Genomic DNA, 16,633 nt, shown 5'->3' on the forward strand with positions numbered 1-16,633 from the left:
CCTTACGCGTACGGGCTGTCGGCGCCCGCGGCCGCGGGCTTGGGGGCACGGGAGGGGCAGCAGCCCACCGGGCAGAGATTGTGGCTCGCGCCGAGCGCGCCCAGGGCGCAGGGCGTGACGGCCCGGCCGCTCTCTGCGGCGGACCGTTCGAGGACGAGGTCGCGGACGGCGGCGGCGAAGCGGGGGTCCGCGCCGACCGTGGCGGAGCGGCGCACCGGGAGGCCGAGCTCGGCGGCCTTGGCCGTGGCCTCGGTGTCGAGGTCGTAGAGGACTTCCATGTGGTCGGAGACGAAGCCGATGGGCGCCATCACGACGGCCGGCACACCGGCGCTGTGCCGCTCCTCGATGTGGTCGCAGATGTCGGGCTCCAGCCACGGGATGTGCGGTGCGCCGGAACGCGACTGGTAGACGAGCTGCCATGGGTGGTCGATGCCGGTCTCCTCGCGGACCGCGTCGGCGATCACGCGCGCGACGTCCAGGTGCTCCTTCACGTAGGCACCGCCGTCGCCGTGGTCACCGACGGGCCCGGAGACGTCGGCTGCCGCGGTCGGGATGGAGTGCGTCGTGAACGCGATGTGGGCGCCGTCCCGTACGTCGTCGGGGAGATCGGCGAGCGACTTCAGGACACCGTCGATCATGGGGCGCACGAAGCCGGGGTGGTTGAAGTAGTGCCGCAGCTTGTCGACGCGCGGCACCTCGAGCCCCTCCGCTTCGAGGGCGGCGAGCGAGTCCGCGAGGTTCTCGCGGTACTGACGGCAGCCCGAGTACGACGCGTACGCGCTGGTCGCGAGGACGAGGATGCGCTCGTGGCCGTCGGTGACCATCTCGCGGAGGGTGTCCGTCAGGTACGGCGCCCAGTTCCGGTTGCCCCAGTGGACGGGCAGGTCGAGGCCGTGGTCCGCGAAGTCCTTGCGGAGCGCGTCCAGCAGGGCGCGGTTCTGCTCGTTGATGGGGCTGACCCCGCCGAACAGGAAGTAGTGCTGCCCCACCTCTTTGAGCCGCTCCTTGGGGATTCCCCGGCCGCGCGTCACGTTCTCCAGGAACGGGACCACGTCGTCCGGGCCTTCGGGGCCTCCGAACGAGAGCAGCAGCAGGGCGTCGTAGCCGTCGAAGGGCGTGGGATCGAGCGCATCGGACATGCCTTTGATCCTGCCATCCGTCACTGACGGGCGGAAAACGGGCATGCCCGCAAGCCCCGGGGCCCGTAAGCTGTCTTGGCCACCTACGCGCCTTACCGGAGTCGACTTGCCCAGCCCCTACCGCGCCATATTCGCCCTGCCCGGCACCAAGAGCTTCTCGGTCGCCGGGTTCCTGGGCCGGATGCCCCTGTCGATGATGGGCATCGGGATCGTCACGATGGTCTCCCAGCTGACCGGCCGATACGGGCTCGCGGGTGCCCTGTCCGCCACCGTGGCACTCTCGGCGGCGGCCATCGGCCCGCAGATCTCACGCCTCGTCGACCGGCACGGACAACGCCGTGTGCTGCGGCCCGCGGCCCTGGTCTCGCTGGTCGCGGTCGCCGGTCTGCTGCTGTGCGCGAAGTTCGAGGCGCCGGACTGGACACTGTTCGTCTTCAGCGCCCTGATCGGCTGTGTGCCGAGCGTCGGCTCGATGGTCCGGGCGCGCTGGGCGGCCCTTTACAGGGACACCCCTCAGCTGCACACCGCGTACTCCTTCGAATCCGTCATCGACGAGGTGTGCTTCATCTTCGGGCCGATCATCTCGATCGGTCTGTCGACGGCATGGTTCCCGGAGGCGGGGCCCCTGCTCGCGGGCTGCTTCCTCGCTGCCGGCGTCTTCTGGCTGACCGCGCAGCGCGCGACCGAGCCGGTGCCGCATCCGCGCGGACAGCACTCCGGGGGGTCCGCCCTGAGGTCGCGCGGTCTTCAGGTCCTGGTGACCACGTTCGTCGCGACGGGCACGATCTTCGGTGCGGTGGACGTGGTGACCGTCGCGTTCGCCGAGGACGAGGGCCACAAGGCGGCGGCCAGTCTCGTGCTCGCGGTGTATGCGGCGGGTTCCTGCGCCGCCGGGGCGGTCTTCGGGCTGCTGCACTTCAAGGGGGCGCCCGCGCGCAGGTGGCTGGTCGGTGTCTGCACGACGGCCGTGAGTATGATCCCCCTCCTACTGGTCGGGAACCTTCCGTTTCTGGCCGTGGCGCTCTTTGTCGCGGGCCTGTCCATCGCACCGACGATGATCACGACGATGGCCCTCGTCGAGCAGCACGTACCACGCGCGAAACTGACCGAGGGCATGACCTGGGTGAGCACCGGACTGGCGGTCGGTGTCGCGCTCGGCTCCTCCGCGGCCGGCTGGGTGATCGACGCCGCCGGTGCGAAGGCCGGGTACGGGGTTCCGGCCGTGGCCGGCGCCGTCGCGGTGGCGGTCGGGTTCCTGGGGTACCGCCGGCTGAAGCAGCCGGTGCCGCAGCGGGGAGGAACCAATGAGCACGGGGAACTCGGGCAGCGACACGACGAACGCCCGGCAGGCCAGGACACGGAACGAACCGTGGCGTAACTGGGCGGGGAACGTCACCGCGCGGCCGGTCCGCGAGGTGACGCCCGCGTCGGTGGAGGAGCTGTCGGCGGCCGTCCGCGCGGCGGCCGATGACGGCCTCAAGGTGAAGGCCGTCGGTACGGGGCACTCGTTCACCGCGGCGGCGGCCACCGACGGTGTGTTGATACGCCCTCAACTGTTGACCGGAATCCGCAACATTGACCGCGACGCCGGCACCGTCACGGTGGAGGCCGGCACCCCGCTCAAGAGGCTCAACCTCGCCCTGGCCCGCGAGGGCCTGTCGCTCACGAACATGGGCGACATCATGGAGCAGACCGTCTCGGGCGCCACCAGCACGGGCACGCACGGCACGGGCCGCGAATCGGCGTCCATATCCGCGCAGATCAAGGGCCTCGAACTGGTCACCGCCGACGGCACGGTCCTCACCTGCTCGGAGAAGGGGACCGCAGAAGAACGCGCGGTCTTCGCGGCCGCACGGATCGGACTCGGCGCCCTCGGCATCATCACGGCGATCACGTTCGCCGTGGAGCCGATCTTCCTGCTCACCGCCCGCGAGGAGCCGATGACCTTCGACAGGGTCGCGAGCGACTTCGACGCGCTGTACGCGGAGAACGAGCACTTCGAGTTCTACTGGTTCCCGCACACGGGCAACTGCAACACCAAGCGCAACAACCGCAGCGCCGGCCCGGAAGCCCCTGTCAGCAGGTTCAGCAGCTTCCTCGAGGACGAGCTCCTGTCGAACGGCCTCTTCCAGGCGGTCAATTCACTCGGCCGCGCGGTCCCCTCGACGATCCCGTCGATCGCCAAGATCTCCAGCCGCGCGCTCTCCGCCCGCACCTACACGGACATCCCTTACAAGGTCTTCACGTCCCCGCGCCGCGTCCGCTTCGTGGAGATGGAGTACGCCGTTCCGCGGGCGGCCCTCGTCGAGACTCTGCGCGAGCTGAAGACCATGATCGAGCGCTCGAACCTGCGCATCAGCTTCCCGGTCGAGGTCCGCACGGCCCCCGCGGACGACATCACGCTCTCCACGGCGTCCGGCCGGGAGAGCGCGTACATCGCCGTCCACATGTACAAGGGCACCCCGTACCAGGCCTACTTCACGGCGGCCGAGCGCATCTTCGCCGCGCACGAGGGCCGGCCGCACTGGGGCAAGGTGCACACGCGCGACGCGGGCTACTTCTCGACGGTCTATCCGCGCTTCGGCGAGTTCACGGAGCTGCGCGACCGTCTCGACCCTGACCGCCTGTTCGCCAACGACTATCTGCGCCGGGTCATCGGCGACTGACCGCGCTCACCCCTCGGGCGTCTCGTCCTGCTGCTGCGGCACGTCAGCTCCGTCGCTGCTCTCCGAGGCGCTCGGAGTGGGCGTCGGGGCAGGCGTCGGCGTGGACTTGTCCCCGCCGGTCCCCGAACCGCTGCCCGAGCCGTTGTCGTGACCGGTGTGGGAGTCCTCGCTCGCGCTGGGCGTGGGCGTGGGCTGCACGGTGTCGCCCGTCTGCCTCCCGTCCCCGTTCTGCGGCGTCCCGCTCTGCGTCCCGGAGCTGCTGCTGTCCGACGGCTCCTGCGAGGTGCTCGGCACGGGGGTGTGGTCGTTGCGGGACGGGTGGCCGCCTCCGCCGGTGAAGGCCTCGCGGAGCGTGGTCCGCTGCCCGTCACCGCTGAAACTCTGCCCCGAGGCGAGTTCGTACGTCGTGATGCCGGCCATCGTCACTCCGAAGACCACGGCAGCGGCGACGAGGGGCCGCTTCCAGCTCCGCACACGCGCGCGATGCGTGGTCCCTTCGGTGTACTCGTCGCCCAAGTCACCCGGCGGAGGCGGCAGTTCCGGCCTGACGGCCCCGACCCCTCCCCCGTCCGCCGGTGCGGCACGCAGCACGCGCGTGGCGTCGTCCACGACACCGGGACCGGCTCCGGCCCCGACCCTCAGCAACTGGGTCTTCTCCGCGGCGGCACCACCGGCCGTCAGAAGCTGTGTCCGATCCGGATCGCCGGCATCCGCCGTGAGGAGCTGTGTCCGCTCGGCGTCCAGCGCCGGGAGGACAGTCGTCGCGTCGGCGCCCTGTGCCGACGCGCCGCCCATCCCCCACGACGTGGTCCTCGGCAGCACGTCCGTCCGCATCGCCGCCGTGGCCGCGGGCGGCGTCACGGAGGCGGGGACCGTGTCGGACCGGAAGGTCTCCGGTACCGGACGCCCGTCGTCCGTCACCGGGGTCTGCCGGCCCTTCGGTATCGCCTGGCCCGCGACGTCACGTATCTGCTCGCCCGTGCGCCGGAAGAAGTGCTGGAAGAGGGAGCCACCGCAAGTGGCCAGCGCGCTCACCACGCCCGCGCCCACGATCGTCCCGTACACACCGAGCCCGGCGGCCAGCTTGGCGGCCACCACGGCGGCCACGGCGCTGCCCGCCACCTGCGGCACACTCAGGTCGAGCCGCTTCCCCTTGGGCTTTTCTTGTGCATCCTGGGAGGTTTCCGGCTTCTCGCCCATCTCCGACCCTTGCCTGCCTTTCTCGACTTACTTCACGAGAAAGGGACGGATGGACGAAGGGATTAGTTCCGTTTCTGGGGATTTCGTGAAGCACGCCACGTCCATGAACCCCGAACGAGGGACGCCCCGTACTCAACTCCCGTCCCCCATGAGAACTTCGATGGCGTGCCGGTCCACCCGAGTGGCCCGAATGGAGTACCGTTGCGAGCCCTGGGTCCGGTCTCCCGTCAGGGTGCCCGGGGCCTTCCAGGACCGCCGGGAGGGGGTTCGTTGCACAGGGTGACGAGCTCGGTCACTTAGCGTTGCGAACAGGTAACCGTGCCATAACGGCGATGCAGGGCCCATGCCCGACACGCCGGGCAACTCGGCAAGGTTGTGGCAGGCTGCACCCGGGCAGGCCACACTCGACTAGCGGAAGCAGCGACGCACGTGACGTCGGCAGGCACCACCCGGGAGGTCCCCATGCCCGAACTGCGTGTCGTGGCCGTCTCTAACGACGGCACACGGCTGGTGCTGAAGGCTGCGGACAGCACGGAGTACACGCTTCCGATCGACGAGCGCCTCCGGGCCGCCGTGCGCGGCGACCGTCCGCGCCTCGGCCAGATCGAGATCGAGGTGGAGAGCCATCTCCGCCCCCGCGACATTCAGGCGCGTATACGTGCCGGTGCCTCCGCCGAGGAGGTGGCCCAGCTCGCCGGCATCCCCGTCGACCGCGTCCGCCGCTTCGAGGGCCCTGTCCTCGCGGAGCGCGCCTTCATGGCCGAGCGCGCCAGGAAGACCCCCGTACGCCGTCCCGGCGAGAACGCGGGCCCCCAGCTCGGCGAGGCGGTGCAGGAGCGTCTGCTGCTGCGCGGCGCCGACAAGGAGACCGTCCAGTGGGACTCGTGGCGCCGCGACGACGGCACCTGGGAGGTCCTGCTCGTCTACCTGGTCGCGGGTGAGCCGCACTCGGCGAGCTGGACGTACGACCCGCCCCGGCGGCTCGTCCAGGCCGTCGACGACGAGGCGCGCTCGCTCATCGGCGAGACCGACGACATCGCCGCGCCGGAACCCAGCTTTCCGTTCGTGCCGCGCATCGCGAGGCTGCCCCGCGACCGCCCGCTCGACCGGGCCCTCGACCGGCAGTTGGAGCGCCCCTCGCTGCCGGCCCCCGCACCGGAGATCACCGAGGAGAGCCCGGCGGCCGTCTCCGCCGCCGAGCGTGACTCGCTGACCAGCCTTCTGGAAGCCGTACCCAGCTACCGCGGCGACATCGTGGTGCCCGAGCGCCCCACTGTGCCCGCACCCGATCCCGTCACGGACGAGCCGGAGCCCGCCGAGGCGGAGGAGCCCCCGGCGCCCGCCGCGTCCGCGGGAGCGGGTTCCGCCTACGCGGACGTCCTCATGCCGCGCAGCGTCGCGGGACACCGAGACCGTCTCACCGGCACCACCGACCGCCAGGCCGAGGCCGACGGGGTCCGTCCCGGACGGCGCGCGGCCGTCCCGAGCTGGGACGAGATCGTCTTCGGCACGCGCCGCAAGAAGCAGGACTAGCCGCAAGCGGTACGCAGAAGAGGCCCGCGCCCATCGGCGCGGGCCTCTCGCGTACTCACCTGCCGAAGCCCTACTGCGGATCGGGGCCGGTCGCCACGGGGCGTGACTCGTCCGAGGACCACTCGGACCACGAACCGACGTACAGCGCCGCGTCGATGCCCGCCACCGCGAGGGCGAGCACCTCGTGGGCGCCCGAGACGCCGGAGCCGCAGTACACGCCGACCTCGCCCGAATCCCCGGACGCGCCAAGGGACTTGAAGCGGGAGGCGAGCGCGTCTGCGGGCAGGAACCGGCCGTCCTGCGCCACGTTCTCCGACGTCGGCGCGGACACCGCGCCCGGGATGTGACCGCCGACGCGGTCGATCGGCTCCACGTCGCCCCGGTAGCGCTCGGCGGCGCGGGCGTCGAGCAGGATCCCCGAACGCGCAAGCGCGGCCGCGCCGTCGGCGTCCAGGAGCGCCACTGCGCCCGGCGCGGGCTCGAACGTGCCCGGCACGGGCGACGGCACCGCGGTCTCCAGCGGCCCTTCCCACGCACCGAGGCCGCCGTCGAGAACTCGCACGGACGGGTGACCCGTCCAGCGCAGCATCCACCAGGTGCGCGCGGCGGCCCAGCCCTGCCCGCCGTCGTACACGACCACGTCCCGGTCGGCCGACACGCCGGCCCGCCGCATCACGGCGCCGAAGGACGCCACATCCGGGAGGGGGTGCCGACCTGCCGCTCCGGCCGGTCCCGCGAGGTCGGCGTCGAGGTCGACGTAGACCGCGCCGGGGATGTGCCCGGCCTCGTATGCGGCCCGTCCGTCGAAGGCCGGGGCGCCCGCCGCCTTGGCAACGCTCAGCTGCCAGCGGATGTCGAGGATGACCGGCGGGGCCACGCCGGTCGACTCGCTCGCGAGTTCGATTGCGGAGATGATGGCATTCATGGGGGCCATCCTTGCTCATGCTCTGGCCCGAGCGCCGTCGGTCGGCTAGCGTGCACGATCGACTACCGAGCGTTGACCGACCGGACATCGCGAGGCCGTGGCGCGGCAATGGATGCGGACATCTCACCGGCATCCTCGTGCGAGGATCCGGCCGGGGCGGCGCGGCCGATGGGCGTCGCGCGGCACGGAGTGCCACCATCAGCTCGGGCGCGTTGCGACACGTGATTTTGTTCCGAGGAGAGAGTGACGATGACCGAGGCAGCAGCCAGGCGCGCGCCGGGCACCCCGTGCTGGGTGAGTCTCATGGTGCACGGCATGGCGGCGACCCAGGAGTTCTACGCGGCGTTGTTCGGCTGGGAGTTCCGGCCGGGACCGCAGCAGCTCGGCCCCTACGTGCGGGCCCTGCTCGACGGCCATGAGGTGGCCGGGATCGGGCAGATGCCGCCCGACCGCCACCTGCCCGTCGCCTGGACCCCGTACCTCGCCTCGGACGACGTGGACGCCACGGCCGAAAGCATCCGCCACTGCGGCGGCACCGTCGGCGTCGGCCCGCTCGACGCCGGGGAGGCGGGCCGGATGGCCATCGCGTCGGACCCGGCGGGCGCCGTGTTCGGCATCTGGCAGGCGGCGGAGCATCTGGGGATGGCGCTCACCGGGGTGCCGGGGGCACCGGCGTGGAACGAACTGGTGACCCAGGAGACGGCGAGCGTCGCCAAGTTCTACGAGGCGACCTTCGGCTACGAGGAAGAGGCCGTCGTCTCCGCCGACTTCGACTATCTGACGCTGCACCTCAACGGCACCCCGGTGGCATCGGTGCACGGCGTGGGCCAGGCGCTCCCCCGCGACCGGGGCGCGCACTGGATGACGTACTTCGAGGTGGCGGACGTCGACGAGTCGGTGTCCCTGGTCGAGGAGCTCGGCGGCCACGTCCTGAAGCCCGCACGCGACGGCTCCCAGGGCCGCCTGGCGACGGTCGCGGACCCGGAGGGCGCGGTGTTCACCCTCGTACGGTCAGCGCCGCGCGAGGAGGGCCAGGGGGCCTCCTGACGGACGCCTGAGACAGCTCAGGCCGAGGCGACCGGCAGGACTTCGGGTGACAGGGCCGCCGCGTGCGCAGTGGCGCTTGTCAGTTGCTTGCGGTGGTGGCGTCGGCAGAGGACCTCGTAGCCGACCTCGTCGTCGCTCCGGTCTACGTCGCCGACGACGACCTGGGCGCCCTCGACGACCATCCGGCCGCCCACCGTGCGGGCGTTGTGCGTGGCGCGGGCACCGCACCAGCACAGGGCCTCGACCTGGAGGACCTCGACGCGGTCGGCGAGTTCGACCAGGCGCTGGGAGCCGGGGAACAGCTTGGACCGGAAGTCGGTCGTGATGCCGAAGGCGTAGACGTCGAGGCCGAGGTCGTCGACGACGCGGGCGAGCTGGTCGATCTGGTCGGGCGCGAGGAACTGCGCCTCGTCCGCGATGACGTAGTCCACGCGGCCGCCCTGGGACAGCTGGTCGACGACGTACGCGTACACGTCGAGGTCGTCGGCCACCTCGACGGCGTCGGTGACGAGGCCGAGGCGCGAGGAGAGTTTCCCCTCGCCGGCCCGGTCGTCGCGCGTGAGGATCATGCCCTTGAGGCCGCGTGCCGAGCGGTTGTGCTCTATCTGGAGAGCCAGGGTGCTCTTTCCGCAGTCCATCGTTCCGGAGAAGAACACAAGCTCGGGCATGGGGAGTTGAGGGCCTTTCCGCGGTGGTGGGGGACGATCAGGAGCGTACTTCGAGCAGCGGTACGAGCTGCTCGGCGGGGGTCATCGAGCCGTGGTTGCCGACCATGGCCGACTCCTTGGGCTCCCGCTCCGAGGCGATGATCACCACGTCGTCGTGGGCGGCCGCGATGACGTCGCCCAGGCGCGCGTAGACCCGCTCGTCGATGTGCGGGCCGAACCAGCCCGCCTCGATCGCCTCGTCCCGGCTCGCGATCCAGAACTGCTCGCCGAGCACCTCGCGCCACACGGTCAGGACATCGGACTCGGCGCCCGGCACCGCGTAGACGTGGCGGGCGCGGCCCTCGCCGCCGAGGAGGGCGACGCCTGCGCGCAGCTCCCAGTCCTCGTCGAAGTCGATGCGGGACTGCTCGTCGAACGGGATGTCGATCATGCCGTGGTCGGCCGTGATGTAGAGGGCGCTGCGCGGCGGGAGCTGCTCGGCGAGGCGCTGGGCGAGGCGGTCGACGTACATGAGCTGGCCGCGCCACGGGTCGGAGTCGACGCCGAAGCGGTGACCCTTGCCGTCGACCTCGCTGTAGTACGTGTACACCAACGACCGGTCGCCCGCCGCCAGTTGCTCCGCGGCCAGGTCCATGCGGTCCTCGCCGGAGAGACGCCCGCGGAAGGTGCCGCCGCTGAGGGCGATCTTCGTGAGAGGGGTCGACTCGAACGCGGGGGCGGAGACCTGCGCGGTGTGCACCCCGGCCTCGTGGGCGCGCTGGAAGATCGTCGGGTACGGCTGCCAGACGTGCGGCTGGGTCCAGGGGATCCAGCGGAGCTGGTTCATCAGCTCGCCGGTGTCCGGGTTACGGACCGTGTAGCCGGGCAGGCCGTGCGCGCCGGGCGGCAGGCCCGTGCCGACGGAGGCGAGCGAGGTCGCGGTGGTCGCCGGGTAGCCCGCGGTGATCGGGCGGCCGGTGCCGCCGCGCGAGGACGCGAGGAGCGAGGTCAGGAACGGCGCCTCGTCGGGATGGGCCTGGAGCTGCTGCCAGCCGAGCCCGTCGATCAGGAACACGCACGCGCGGTCGGCGGGCGCGAGCTCGGGTATCGCCGGAGCGCAGTCGGGGACCCCCACGTGGGAGCCGAGGGTGGGCAGCAGGTCGGCGAGGGAGCCGGCGCCGTACTCGGGCACGGGGGCGGACCGGACGGCGAGCGGCTCCACGTCGTCCCAGCTGGGCATGGCCATCAGCGCGCGGTCGCCGCGGTGGCCTCGGACAGGGACTGGGCGAAGGCGAGGGTCTGACGGACGGTGTCGGGACCGTCCCCGGTCTCGCTGACGCGCAGGCTCAGGTCGTCGGCCGTCGAGCTGCCCGTGTACCCGTGGTCCGCCTCGCAGTTGGGGTCGCCGCAGGCCGCGGGCTCCAGGTCGATGCGGGCGACGGCGCCCCAGCCAATGGTCAGCACGACCTCGCGGGGCAGGGTGCCCGGAACGTACTTCTCCGGGTTGGCGACGACGCGGCTGAGCACGACCGACGAGATCCGGCCGAGCTTCACGGACTCGGTGGACGTCGTGGCGTACGGCGTCGGCGACGTGTTGTCGGCGGCCTGCTCGTCGGTGTGGCTGACGATGAAGCGGGTGCCGGTGAGGACGAGCACGGTGACGTGCCTGCGGACCTCGTTCGAGTCGAAGGTGGTCTCCTGGTGGACCAGATACGACCCGATGGGTTCGCCGCCGACCGCGGCCTCCACCGCCTCGGCCACGAGGGCCGGGTAGTAGCCGCTGCGCTCGATCGCCGCTCGAAGCCCTTGGGTCGTCGTACTGGTCTTGGCCATGGGACCCATCCTAAAGCCCGGCGGGGGGCTCGCGGTGCGCCTGTGGACGGGTACGGAAAACACCCGTATGTGGGGCTCGTCTCACCGGTCTGCTCAGTACGCGGGCAGGGTGCGCGGGCCGAGGTCGTCGCGGGCGGGCGGCGGGGCGAGCCGTATCGAGGCGCCGAGGACCGACAGGCCTCTCTGGGCGACGACGACGGGCTCCAGGGAGACGGCGACGACCTCGGGGTGGTCGTCCACGAGCCGCGAGACCCGTTGCAGCGCCTCTTCGAGCGCGGCCGTGTCGACGGGCGCGGAGCCGCGCCAGCCGAAGAGCAGGGGCGCGGTCTTGATGCCCCTGACGATCGACTGGGCGTCCCGGTCGGTGACCGGAATCAGCCGGTGCGCGGTGTCGCCGAGCAGCTCGGAGGCGGCACCGGCGAGCCCGAAGGAGAGCACCGCGCCTGCGGCCGGATCGATGACCGCGCGGACGACGGTGTCGACGCCCCGGGGTGCCATGGCCTGGACGACGGGCCGCAGCTCCTCGGGCTTGCCGAGCGTTTCGGACAGTTCTTCGTAGGCGCGGCGCAGCTCCTCCTCGTTCGCCAGGTCGAGGCGTACTCCTCCGAGGTCGGCGCGGTGGCGCAGGTGCGGGGCGGTCGTCTTGAGGGCGACGGGGTAGCCGAGGGTGCGCGCGGCGGCGGCCGCCTCGTCGGGTCCGGGGGCGGGCAGGGTCTGCCGTACGTCGATCCCGTAGCGGGCGAGGAGGGCGCGGGCGTCCTCGGGGGCGAGCTCGGCGCCGCGCGGGTCGTCGTCCTTCGCGAGGAGCGCGGTGATGAGCTCGGCGGCGCCCGTCTCGTCGATCCCGTCGTACTCGGGGACCTTGCCGGGCTCCGCGGCGTCGCGCCGCCACTGGGCGTACTTGACGGCTTCGGCGAGGGCGTGGACGGCGCGCTCGGCCGCGGGGTAGGCGGGGATGAGCGCGGGCGTGGGGGCGGGCTCGTCCGTGGGCGGGCGTCCGGCCGGGGGGCCACCCGGGGTCTTGGCGAGCGCGCGCGGGCCGGTGCTGGTGGCCGCGGAGAGCGCCTCGGCGAGGCCGCCGAGCTCGACGTGCACGACCAGGACCGGCTTGGTGGGGGTCCCTGCGGCGGCCGAGCTGAGCGCCTCGGCGAGCGCCGTGTCCTCGGCGATCGACTCCCCCACCGCGGGCATGGCCGTGACGACGACCGCGTCGCACTTGTCGTCCGCGAGCGCCTCCGTGAGCGCCGCGTGGAAGTCCTCGGCGGACGCCGCGGTCGTCAGGTCCCGCGGCGGCTTCGGCCGCAGGCCCTCGGCGAGGCAGACGTCGTACGTGAGGAGGCCGAGCGACTCCGAGTTCCCGAGGATCGCCACGCGGGGGCCCGGCGGGAGGGGCTGGCGGGCCAGCAGCAGGCCGGTGTCGACGAGTTCGGTGATGGTCTCCACGCGGATGACACCCGCCTGGCGCAGCAGGGCGGAGACGGTGGCGTACGGCAGGCGCGTGGCGCGGACTGCGTGGCCGAGGGGCGCGATGCCACTGTGCCGGGCGCCCTGCACCACGACGAGGGGCTTCGCGGCGGCCGTGCGGCGGGCGAGGCGGGTGAACTTGCGCGGGTTGCCGATGGATTCGAGGTACATCAGGGCGACGTCCGTGTCGGGGTCGTCGTACCAGTACTGGAGTACGTCGTTCCCGGACACGTCCGCGCGGTTGCCGGCGGAGACGAACGTCGACACACCTGTCACTCCGGTCACGCCGCCGCCGCGCCGCTGGAGGCGGGCGAGCAGCGCGATACCGATGGCTCCGGACTGGGCGAACAGGCCCATGCGGCCCGCGCGCGGCATCTCGGGCGCGAGCGACGCGTTGAGCCGCACCTCGGGCGAGGTGTTGATGACGCCGAAGGCGTTCGGCCCGATGAGGCGCATGCCGTACGAGCGGGCCTGGCGCACCAGTTCGCGCTGGCGGGCGCGGCCCTCGCTGCCGGACTCGGCGTATCCGGCGGAGACCACGACGATCCCCTGCACGCCACGCTCGCCGCATTCGGCGACGACGTCGGGGACCTGCTCCGCGGGAACCGCGACGACGGCCAGGTCGACGGCCGCGGCGGCGTCGATGTCGTGGACGGAGCGGTGGGCGGGGACGCCGTCGAGGTCGCTCAGGTCGTCGGGGAACGCCTTGTTCACGGCGTGGAGGCGGCCGGTGAACCCGGCGTCGCGGAGGTTGTCGAGGACGCTACGGCCGACTCCGCCGGGCGTGCGGCCCACGCCGATGACGGCGACGGAGCCGGGGGCGAGGAGCCGGTGCACCGAGCGGGCCTCGGCGCGCTGCTCGCGGGCGCGCTGCACGGCGAGCGAGGCCTCGGTGGGTTCGAGGTCGAACTCCAGGCGGACGACGCCGTCCTCGAAGTGGCGCTTCTGGGTGTACCCGGCGTCCGTGAACACCTTGATCATCTTGGTGTTGGCGGGCAGCACCTCGGCGGCGAAGCGGCGGATGCCGCGCTCACGGGCGACGGCGGCGATGTGCTCCAGGAGCGCGGACGCGACGCCCCGGCCCTGGTGGGCGTCCTGCACGAGGAAGGCGACCTCGGCCTCGTCGGCGGGGGCGGAGGCGGGCATTCCCTGGGCGTTGATGCGGTCGTAGCGGACAGTCGCGATGAACTCGCCGCCCACAGTGGCCGCGAGACCCACCCGGTCCACGTAGTCGTGATGGGTGAACCGGCGGACGTCCTTGGCGGACAGACGCGGGTACGGCGCGAAGAAGCGGTAGTACTTCGACTCGTCGGAGACCTGCTCGTAGTAGCTCGTGAGCCGCTCGGCGTCGTCGATGGTGATGGGCCTGATGCGCGCGGTGCCGCCGTCGCGCAGCACCACGTCTGCTTCCCAGTGGGCGGGGTATGCGTGCCGGTCCGACGGGGTCTGCATGGGGCCAGCGTACGGCGCAGCGGTGACAGTCGTACGGGTCGCGGCGCGAGCGGGCCGAAGGCACTCTGTGAGGGCCGACGGGCGTGTGCGGGCGGTACGCAGGGCTCACATCGGGCACGTCCACCGATGTGGCAGACTGGTCTAGACAACTGTGAGAATCCTGAAGGGCAGCATCACATGGCTGAGCGCCGCGTCAACGTCGGCTGGGCCGAGGGCCTTCACGCCCGCCCCGCCTCCATCTTCGTCCGCGCGGCCACGGCGGCCGGCGTCCCCGTGACGATCGCCAAGGCCGACGGCAGCCCCGTCAACGCCGCCTCCATGCTCGCGGTGCTCGGCCTGGGTGCCGGCGGCGGCGAGGAGATCGTCCTGGCCTCCGACGTCGAGGGTGCGGACATCGCGCTCGACCGTCTGGCCAAGCTGGTCGCCGAGGGGCTCGAGGAGCTTCCCGAGACCGTCTAGTACGGGCCCCTGTACCGGGTCTCCCGATTCTTGGGCGCCGTCTCCTGCTCACAGAAGATCGCGCCGCATAAAGGGTCTGTTCGGATTTTCCGAGCAGACCCTTTTGCTTTCTGCGGCTCTGTTCTCAGAATTCCGGGGCAGCGGAAACAGAGCCCCTGGAAATGAGCCGCCCTCTTTGTATACGGCGCCTCTGTTAATGCTGAAGCCCCACTGTGTTGACGGGATGTTGCGAAGTCCTCACACGGCCACCCGCACGGGGGGCGCGCATGCGGTGAGCGGCCGCGGCGCGCTCCGTGTGCTGCGCCGTGAGCGCCCGCGCGCGCTCCACGTCACCGCGCGCCACGGCGTCGACGATCGCCCCGTGCTCGGCCCAGGAGTCGGCGGGCCGCGCGGGCTGCTCGACGGTGTACATCCACGCGATCTTGTGGCGGAGCTGGGTGAGCATCGTGATCAGCCCCGGGCTGCCGGACGCCTGCGCCAGCGTCTCGTGGAACCAACTGCCCAGCGAGCGCAGATCCTCGCTCTGACCTCGCCTGGAGCGCTCTTGGCCGAGCCTTACCAGGCCCCGCAGGACCTTCAGGTGCGCCTCGGTGCGGCGCTGCGCGGCGCGGGCCGCTGCGAGCGGTTCGAGGAGCATGCGGATCTCCAGCTGATCCGCCGCCTCCTGCGCGGAGGGTTCGGCGACGCACGCACCCGCGTGCCTGCGGGTGACGACGAAGCCCTCGGCCTCCAGCGTGCGCAATGCCTCGCGCACGGGGACGCGCGAGACGCCGTAGCGGCGGGCGAGCACCTCCTCGGTGAGTCTGCCGCCGCGCTCGTAGACACCGGAGACGATGTCGTCGCGGATCGCCGTGCATACCGAGTGCGCCGGAATGCGCATGCCCCGACCTCCGCCTTAATCCCCGCGAAACGCGGTCGATAGTCGCCCGTACAGCGCGATTGACGTCTGTTCAGCTCGCCTGTCCAGCGACTCTATTCCAGCGGGCGCGAATTTCCGACGGCAGGCCGTAATCCATGGATATTTTTTGGACACCGGCGTCAGGAAGAAGCGGGCCGGGAACAAGCGGGTCCGGGAACGACGAATGCCCCGGCTCGGTGAGCCGGGGCATTCGGTGCGTCTTCGCGAGGTGCGCGGCGAAGGTCAGACGTTCACGCCGTGGGAGCGCAGGTACGCGACGGGGTCGATGTCCGAGCCGTACTCGGGGCTCGTGCGCGCCTCGAAGTGGAGGTGCGGGCCCGTGACGTTGCCGGTCGCTCCGGAGAGGCCTATCTGCTGCCCCGGGGTGACCGTCCGGCCGACGGAGACACCGATGGACGACAGGTGGCCGTACTGCGTGTACGTACCGTCGTTCATCTTGATGACGATGTTGTTGCCGTAGGCGCCGCCCCAGCCGGCCTCCACGACCGTGCCCGCGCCCACCGCGTGGACCGAGGTGCCGCTGGCGGCGTGGAAGTCGATGCCGGTGTGGCTGCCGGAGGACCACAGGCCGCTGCTCGCTTTGTACGCGGTGGACACGTACGAGCCGGTGACCGGAATGACGAAGGCGTTCAGGCGCTTGCGCTCGGCCGCACGGGCGGCGCGCTCCTTGGCCTCGCGCTCGGCCTTGGCCTTGGCGGCTGCCTTGCGCCGGTCCTCCTCGGCCTTCTTCTCGGCTTCGGCCTCGGCCTTCTTCTTCGCGGCGGCCTCGTCGGCGGCCTGCTGCTGGGCGGCGGCCTGCGCGTCGATCTGCTCCGCGAGGGAGTCACCGATGGCGATGGCCTTGGTCAGGCCGGTCTGCTCCACAGCCGCGTCGTCGGCGGCGAAGGCGGGGGCGGCGAGGCCTCCGATGACACCGGTCGTGGTGAGCGCGGCGACGCCGGCGACCTGCGCGGTGGTGCGCGTGAGACGGCTCGGGCGACGGTGCTTCCCGGTCGCACGGGTGAACGCCATGGGGTGGCTGATCCTTTCCTTCCTTCTCGCCTACCGGGTTAGCTGACGGGTTCGGAGCAGGAAGGTCTCCTACGGACCCCCTTCAGGGAAGGGCGTCCGATTCACCCCAGGGACGGTGGGTCCCCGGCTCCCCCGGCTCGCGCCTTGGGGGACTCGGCGATGACTGTCCGGTGCCACGGGCGCGGCGTGCTTCTGGCGGACAGCCGGACCGACGCTAAGCGGGGCAACTTTCAATCAACAAACGGAACCGGGCTTTTGTAGCGCATGCCACAGGGCAGACAGGCAACCACTGGTTCAATTCAGACAAACAGGGGCCCCGGTGGTCATCTCACCCACCG

General features: G+C 71.7%; 14 protein-coding genes and 1 riboswitch. Of the genes, 5 read left to right on the top strand and 9 right to left on the bottom strand.

Going from position 1 to position 16,633, the window contains the following annotated elements:
* Nucleotides 1-2 precede the first annotated feature (2 nt).
* Complete coding sequence (locus OG574_RS15580; RefSeq protein WP_326773736.1) at nucleotides 3-1,139, bottom strand: ferrochelatase; 1,137 nt, start codon at nucleotides 1,137-1,139, stop codon at nucleotides 3-5.
* Between the two features lie 106 nt (nucleotides 1,140-1,245).
* Between OG574_RS15580 and OG574_RS15585 the strand changes: the two genes are divergently transcribed.
* Nucleotides 1,246-2,517 carry an MFS transporter gene (locus tag OG574_RS15585; protein ID WP_326773737.1) on the top strand — a complete coding sequence of 424 codons (1,272 nt, stop codon included), beginning with the start codon at nucleotides 1,246-1,248 and terminating at the stop codon, nucleotides 2,515-2,517.
* Nucleotides 2,444-3,805, top strand: coding sequence for a D-arabinono-1,4-lactone oxidase (locus tag OG574_RS15590; protein WP_326773738.1), 1,362 nt, complete (start codon nucleotides 2,444-2,446; stop codon nucleotides 3,803-3,805). The genes OG574_RS15585 and OG574_RS15590 overlap by 74 nt, the downstream gene beginning before the upstream one ends.
* A 6-nt stretch (nucleotides 3,806-3,811) precedes the next feature.
* Here OG574_RS15590 and OG574_RS15595 read toward each other — a convergent pair whose 3' ends face one another.
* Nucleotides 3,812-5,005, bottom strand: coding sequence for a hypothetical protein (locus OG574_RS15595; protein ID WP_326773739.1), 1,194 nt, complete (start codon nucleotides 5,003-5,005; stop codon nucleotides 3,812-3,814).
* A 462-nt stretch (nucleotides 5,006-5,467) separates the two neighbouring features.
* Here OG574_RS15595 and sepH point away from each other — a divergent pair, with 462 nt between their 5' ends.
* A complete protein-coding gene (gene sepH, locus OG574_RS15600; RefSeq protein ID WP_326773740.1) occupies nucleotides 5,468-6,538 on the top strand; it encodes a septation protein SepH in 1,071 nt (356 codons plus the stop codon).
* Between the two features lie 70 nt (nucleotides 6,539-6,608).
* Here sepH and OG574_RS15605 read toward each other — a convergent pair whose 3' ends face one another.
* Entirely contained in the window at nucleotides 6,609-7,463 is an 855-nt protein-coding gene (locus OG574_RS15605; protein ID WP_326773741.1) for a sulfurtransferase, read from the bottom strand.
* Between the two features lie 249 nt (nucleotides 7,464-7,712).
* Between OG574_RS15605 and OG574_RS15610 the strand changes: the two genes are divergently transcribed.
* Nucleotides 7,713-8,510, top strand: a complete 798-nt coding sequence (locus tag OG574_RS15610; protein WP_326773742.1) for a VOC family protein — start codon at nucleotides 7,713-7,715, stop codon at nucleotides 8,508-8,510.
* Between the two features lie 17 nt (nucleotides 8,511-8,527).
* Here the strand turns inward: OG574_RS15610 and OG574_RS15615 are convergent, their stop codons facing one another.
* The 4 genes from OG574_RS15615 to OG574_RS15630 form a co-directional block, all read right to left on the bottom strand.
* On the bottom strand, nucleotides 8,528-9,178 hold the full coding sequence (locus OG574_RS15615) for a thymidine kinase (protein WP_326773743.1): 651 nt from the start codon (nucleotides 9,176-9,178) through the stop codon (nucleotides 8,528-8,530).
* Nucleotides 9,179-9,215: 37 nt separating this feature from the next.
* The gene (locus OG574_RS15620; RefSeq protein WP_326773744.1) at nucleotides 9,216-10,403 is read right to left on the bottom strand and encodes an alkaline phosphatase family protein; all 1,188 of its coding nucleotides are present in this window, start codon (nucleotides 10,401-10,403) and stop codon (nucleotides 9,216-9,218) included.
* Nucleotides 10,403-10,990 (bottom strand): DUF5998 family protein, encoded by a 588-nt coding sequence (locus OG574_RS15625; protein ID WP_326773745.1) that lies wholly within the window; start codon nucleotides 10,988-10,990, stop codon nucleotides 10,403-10,405. The genes OG574_RS15620 and OG574_RS15625 overlap by 1 nt, the downstream gene beginning before the upstream one ends.
* A gap of 93 nt (nucleotides 10,991-11,083) precedes the next feature.
* The gene (locus OG574_RS15630; RefSeq protein WP_326773746.1) at nucleotides 11,084-13,906 is read right to left on the bottom strand and encodes a bifunctional acetate--CoA ligase family protein/GNAT family N-acetyltransferase; all 2,823 of its coding nucleotides are present in this window, start codon (nucleotides 13,904-13,906) and stop codon (nucleotides 11,084-11,086) included.
* 177 nt (nucleotides 13,907-14,083) lie between these two features.
* On the opposite strand from OG574_RS15630, the gene OG574_RS15635 reads away from it, so the two are divergent.
* A complete protein-coding gene (locus tag OG574_RS15635; RefSeq protein WP_326773747.1) occupies nucleotides 14,084-14,365 on the top strand; it encodes an HPr family phosphocarrier protein in 282 nt (93 codons plus the stop codon).
* Nucleotides 14,366-14,558: 193 nt separating this feature from the next.
* Here OG574_RS15635 and OG574_RS15640 read toward each other — a convergent pair whose 3' ends face one another.
* Together OG574_RS15640 and OG574_RS15645 are read right to left on the bottom strand one after the other, a co-directional pair.
* Nucleotides 14,559-15,245, bottom strand: a complete 687-nt coding sequence (locus OG574_RS15640; RefSeq protein WP_326773748.1) for a GntR family transcriptional regulator — start codon at nucleotides 15,243-15,245, stop codon at nucleotides 14,559-14,561.
* A gap of 261 nt (nucleotides 15,246-15,506) precedes the next feature.
* Entirely contained in the window at nucleotides 15,507-16,295 is a 789-nt protein-coding gene (locus tag OG574_RS15645; RefSeq protein ID WP_326773749.1) for a M23 family metallopeptidase, read from the bottom strand.
* Nucleotides 16,296-16,308: 13 nt separating this feature from the next.
* Nucleotides 16,309-16,464, bottom strand: a riboswitch (cyclic di-AMP (ydaO/yuaA leader).
* Between the last annotated feature and the right edge of the window lie 169 nt (nucleotides 16,465-16,633).

This window comes from Streptomyces sp. NBC_01445, assembly GCF_035918235.1.
In the GTDB taxonomy this organism is placed as follows: domain Bacteria; phylum Actinomycetota; class Actinomycetes; order Streptomycetales; family Streptomycetaceae; genus Streptomyces.

Excerpts from the sequence above, each read along its gene's own strand:
- OG574_RS15580 (WP_326773736.1), bottom strand. The coding sequence starts at position 1,139 with ATGTCCGATGCGCTCGATCCCACGCCCTTCGACGGCTACGACGCCCTG.
- OG574_RS15590 (WP_326773738.1), top strand. The coding sequence starts at position 2,444 with ATGAGCACGGGGAACTCGGGCAGCGACACGACGAACGCCCGGCAGGCC.
- OG574_RS15595 (WP_326773739.1), bottom strand. The coding sequence starts at position 5,005 with ATGGGCGAGAAGCCGGAAACCTCCCAGGATGCACAAGAAAAGCCCAAG.
- sepH (WP_326773740.1), top strand. The coding sequence starts at position 5,468 with ATGCCCGAACTGCGTGTCGTGGCCGTCTCTAACGACGGCACACGGCTG.
- OG574_RS15605 (WP_326773741.1), bottom strand. The coding sequence starts at position 7,463 with ATGAATGCCATCATCTCCGCAATCGAACTCGCGAGCGAGTCGACCGGC.
- OG574_RS15610 (WP_326773742.1), top strand. The coding sequence starts at position 7,713 with ATGACCGAGGCAGCAGCCAGGCGCGCGCCGGGCACCCCGTGCTGGGTG.
- OG574_RS15615 (WP_326773743.1), bottom strand. The coding sequence starts at position 9,178 with ATGCCCGAGCTTGTGTTCTTCTCCGGAACGATGGACTGCGGAAAGAGC.
- OG574_RS15620 (WP_326773744.1), bottom strand. The coding sequence starts at position 10,403 with ATGGCCATGCCCAGCTGGGACGACGTGGAGCCGCTCGCCGTCCGGTCC.
- OG574_RS15625 (WP_326773745.1), bottom strand. The coding sequence starts at position 10,990 with ATGGCCAAGACCAGTACGACGACCCAAGGGCTTCGAGCGGCGATCGAG.
- OG574_RS15630 (WP_326773746.1), bottom strand. The coding sequence starts at position 13,906 with ATGCAGACCCCGTCGGACCGGCACGCATACCCCGCCCACTGGGAAGCA.
- OG574_RS15635 (WP_326773747.1), top strand. The coding sequence starts at position 14,084 with ATGGCTGAGCGCCGCGTCAACGTCGGCTGGGCCGAGGGCCTTCACGCC.
- OG574_RS15640 (WP_326773748.1), bottom strand. The coding sequence starts at position 15,245 with ATGCGCATTCCGGCGCACTCGGTATGCACGGCGATCCGCGACGACATC.
- OG574_RS15645 (WP_326773749.1), bottom strand. The coding sequence starts at position 16,295 with ATGGCGTTCACCCGTGCGACCGGGAAGCACCGTCGCCCGAGCCGTCTC.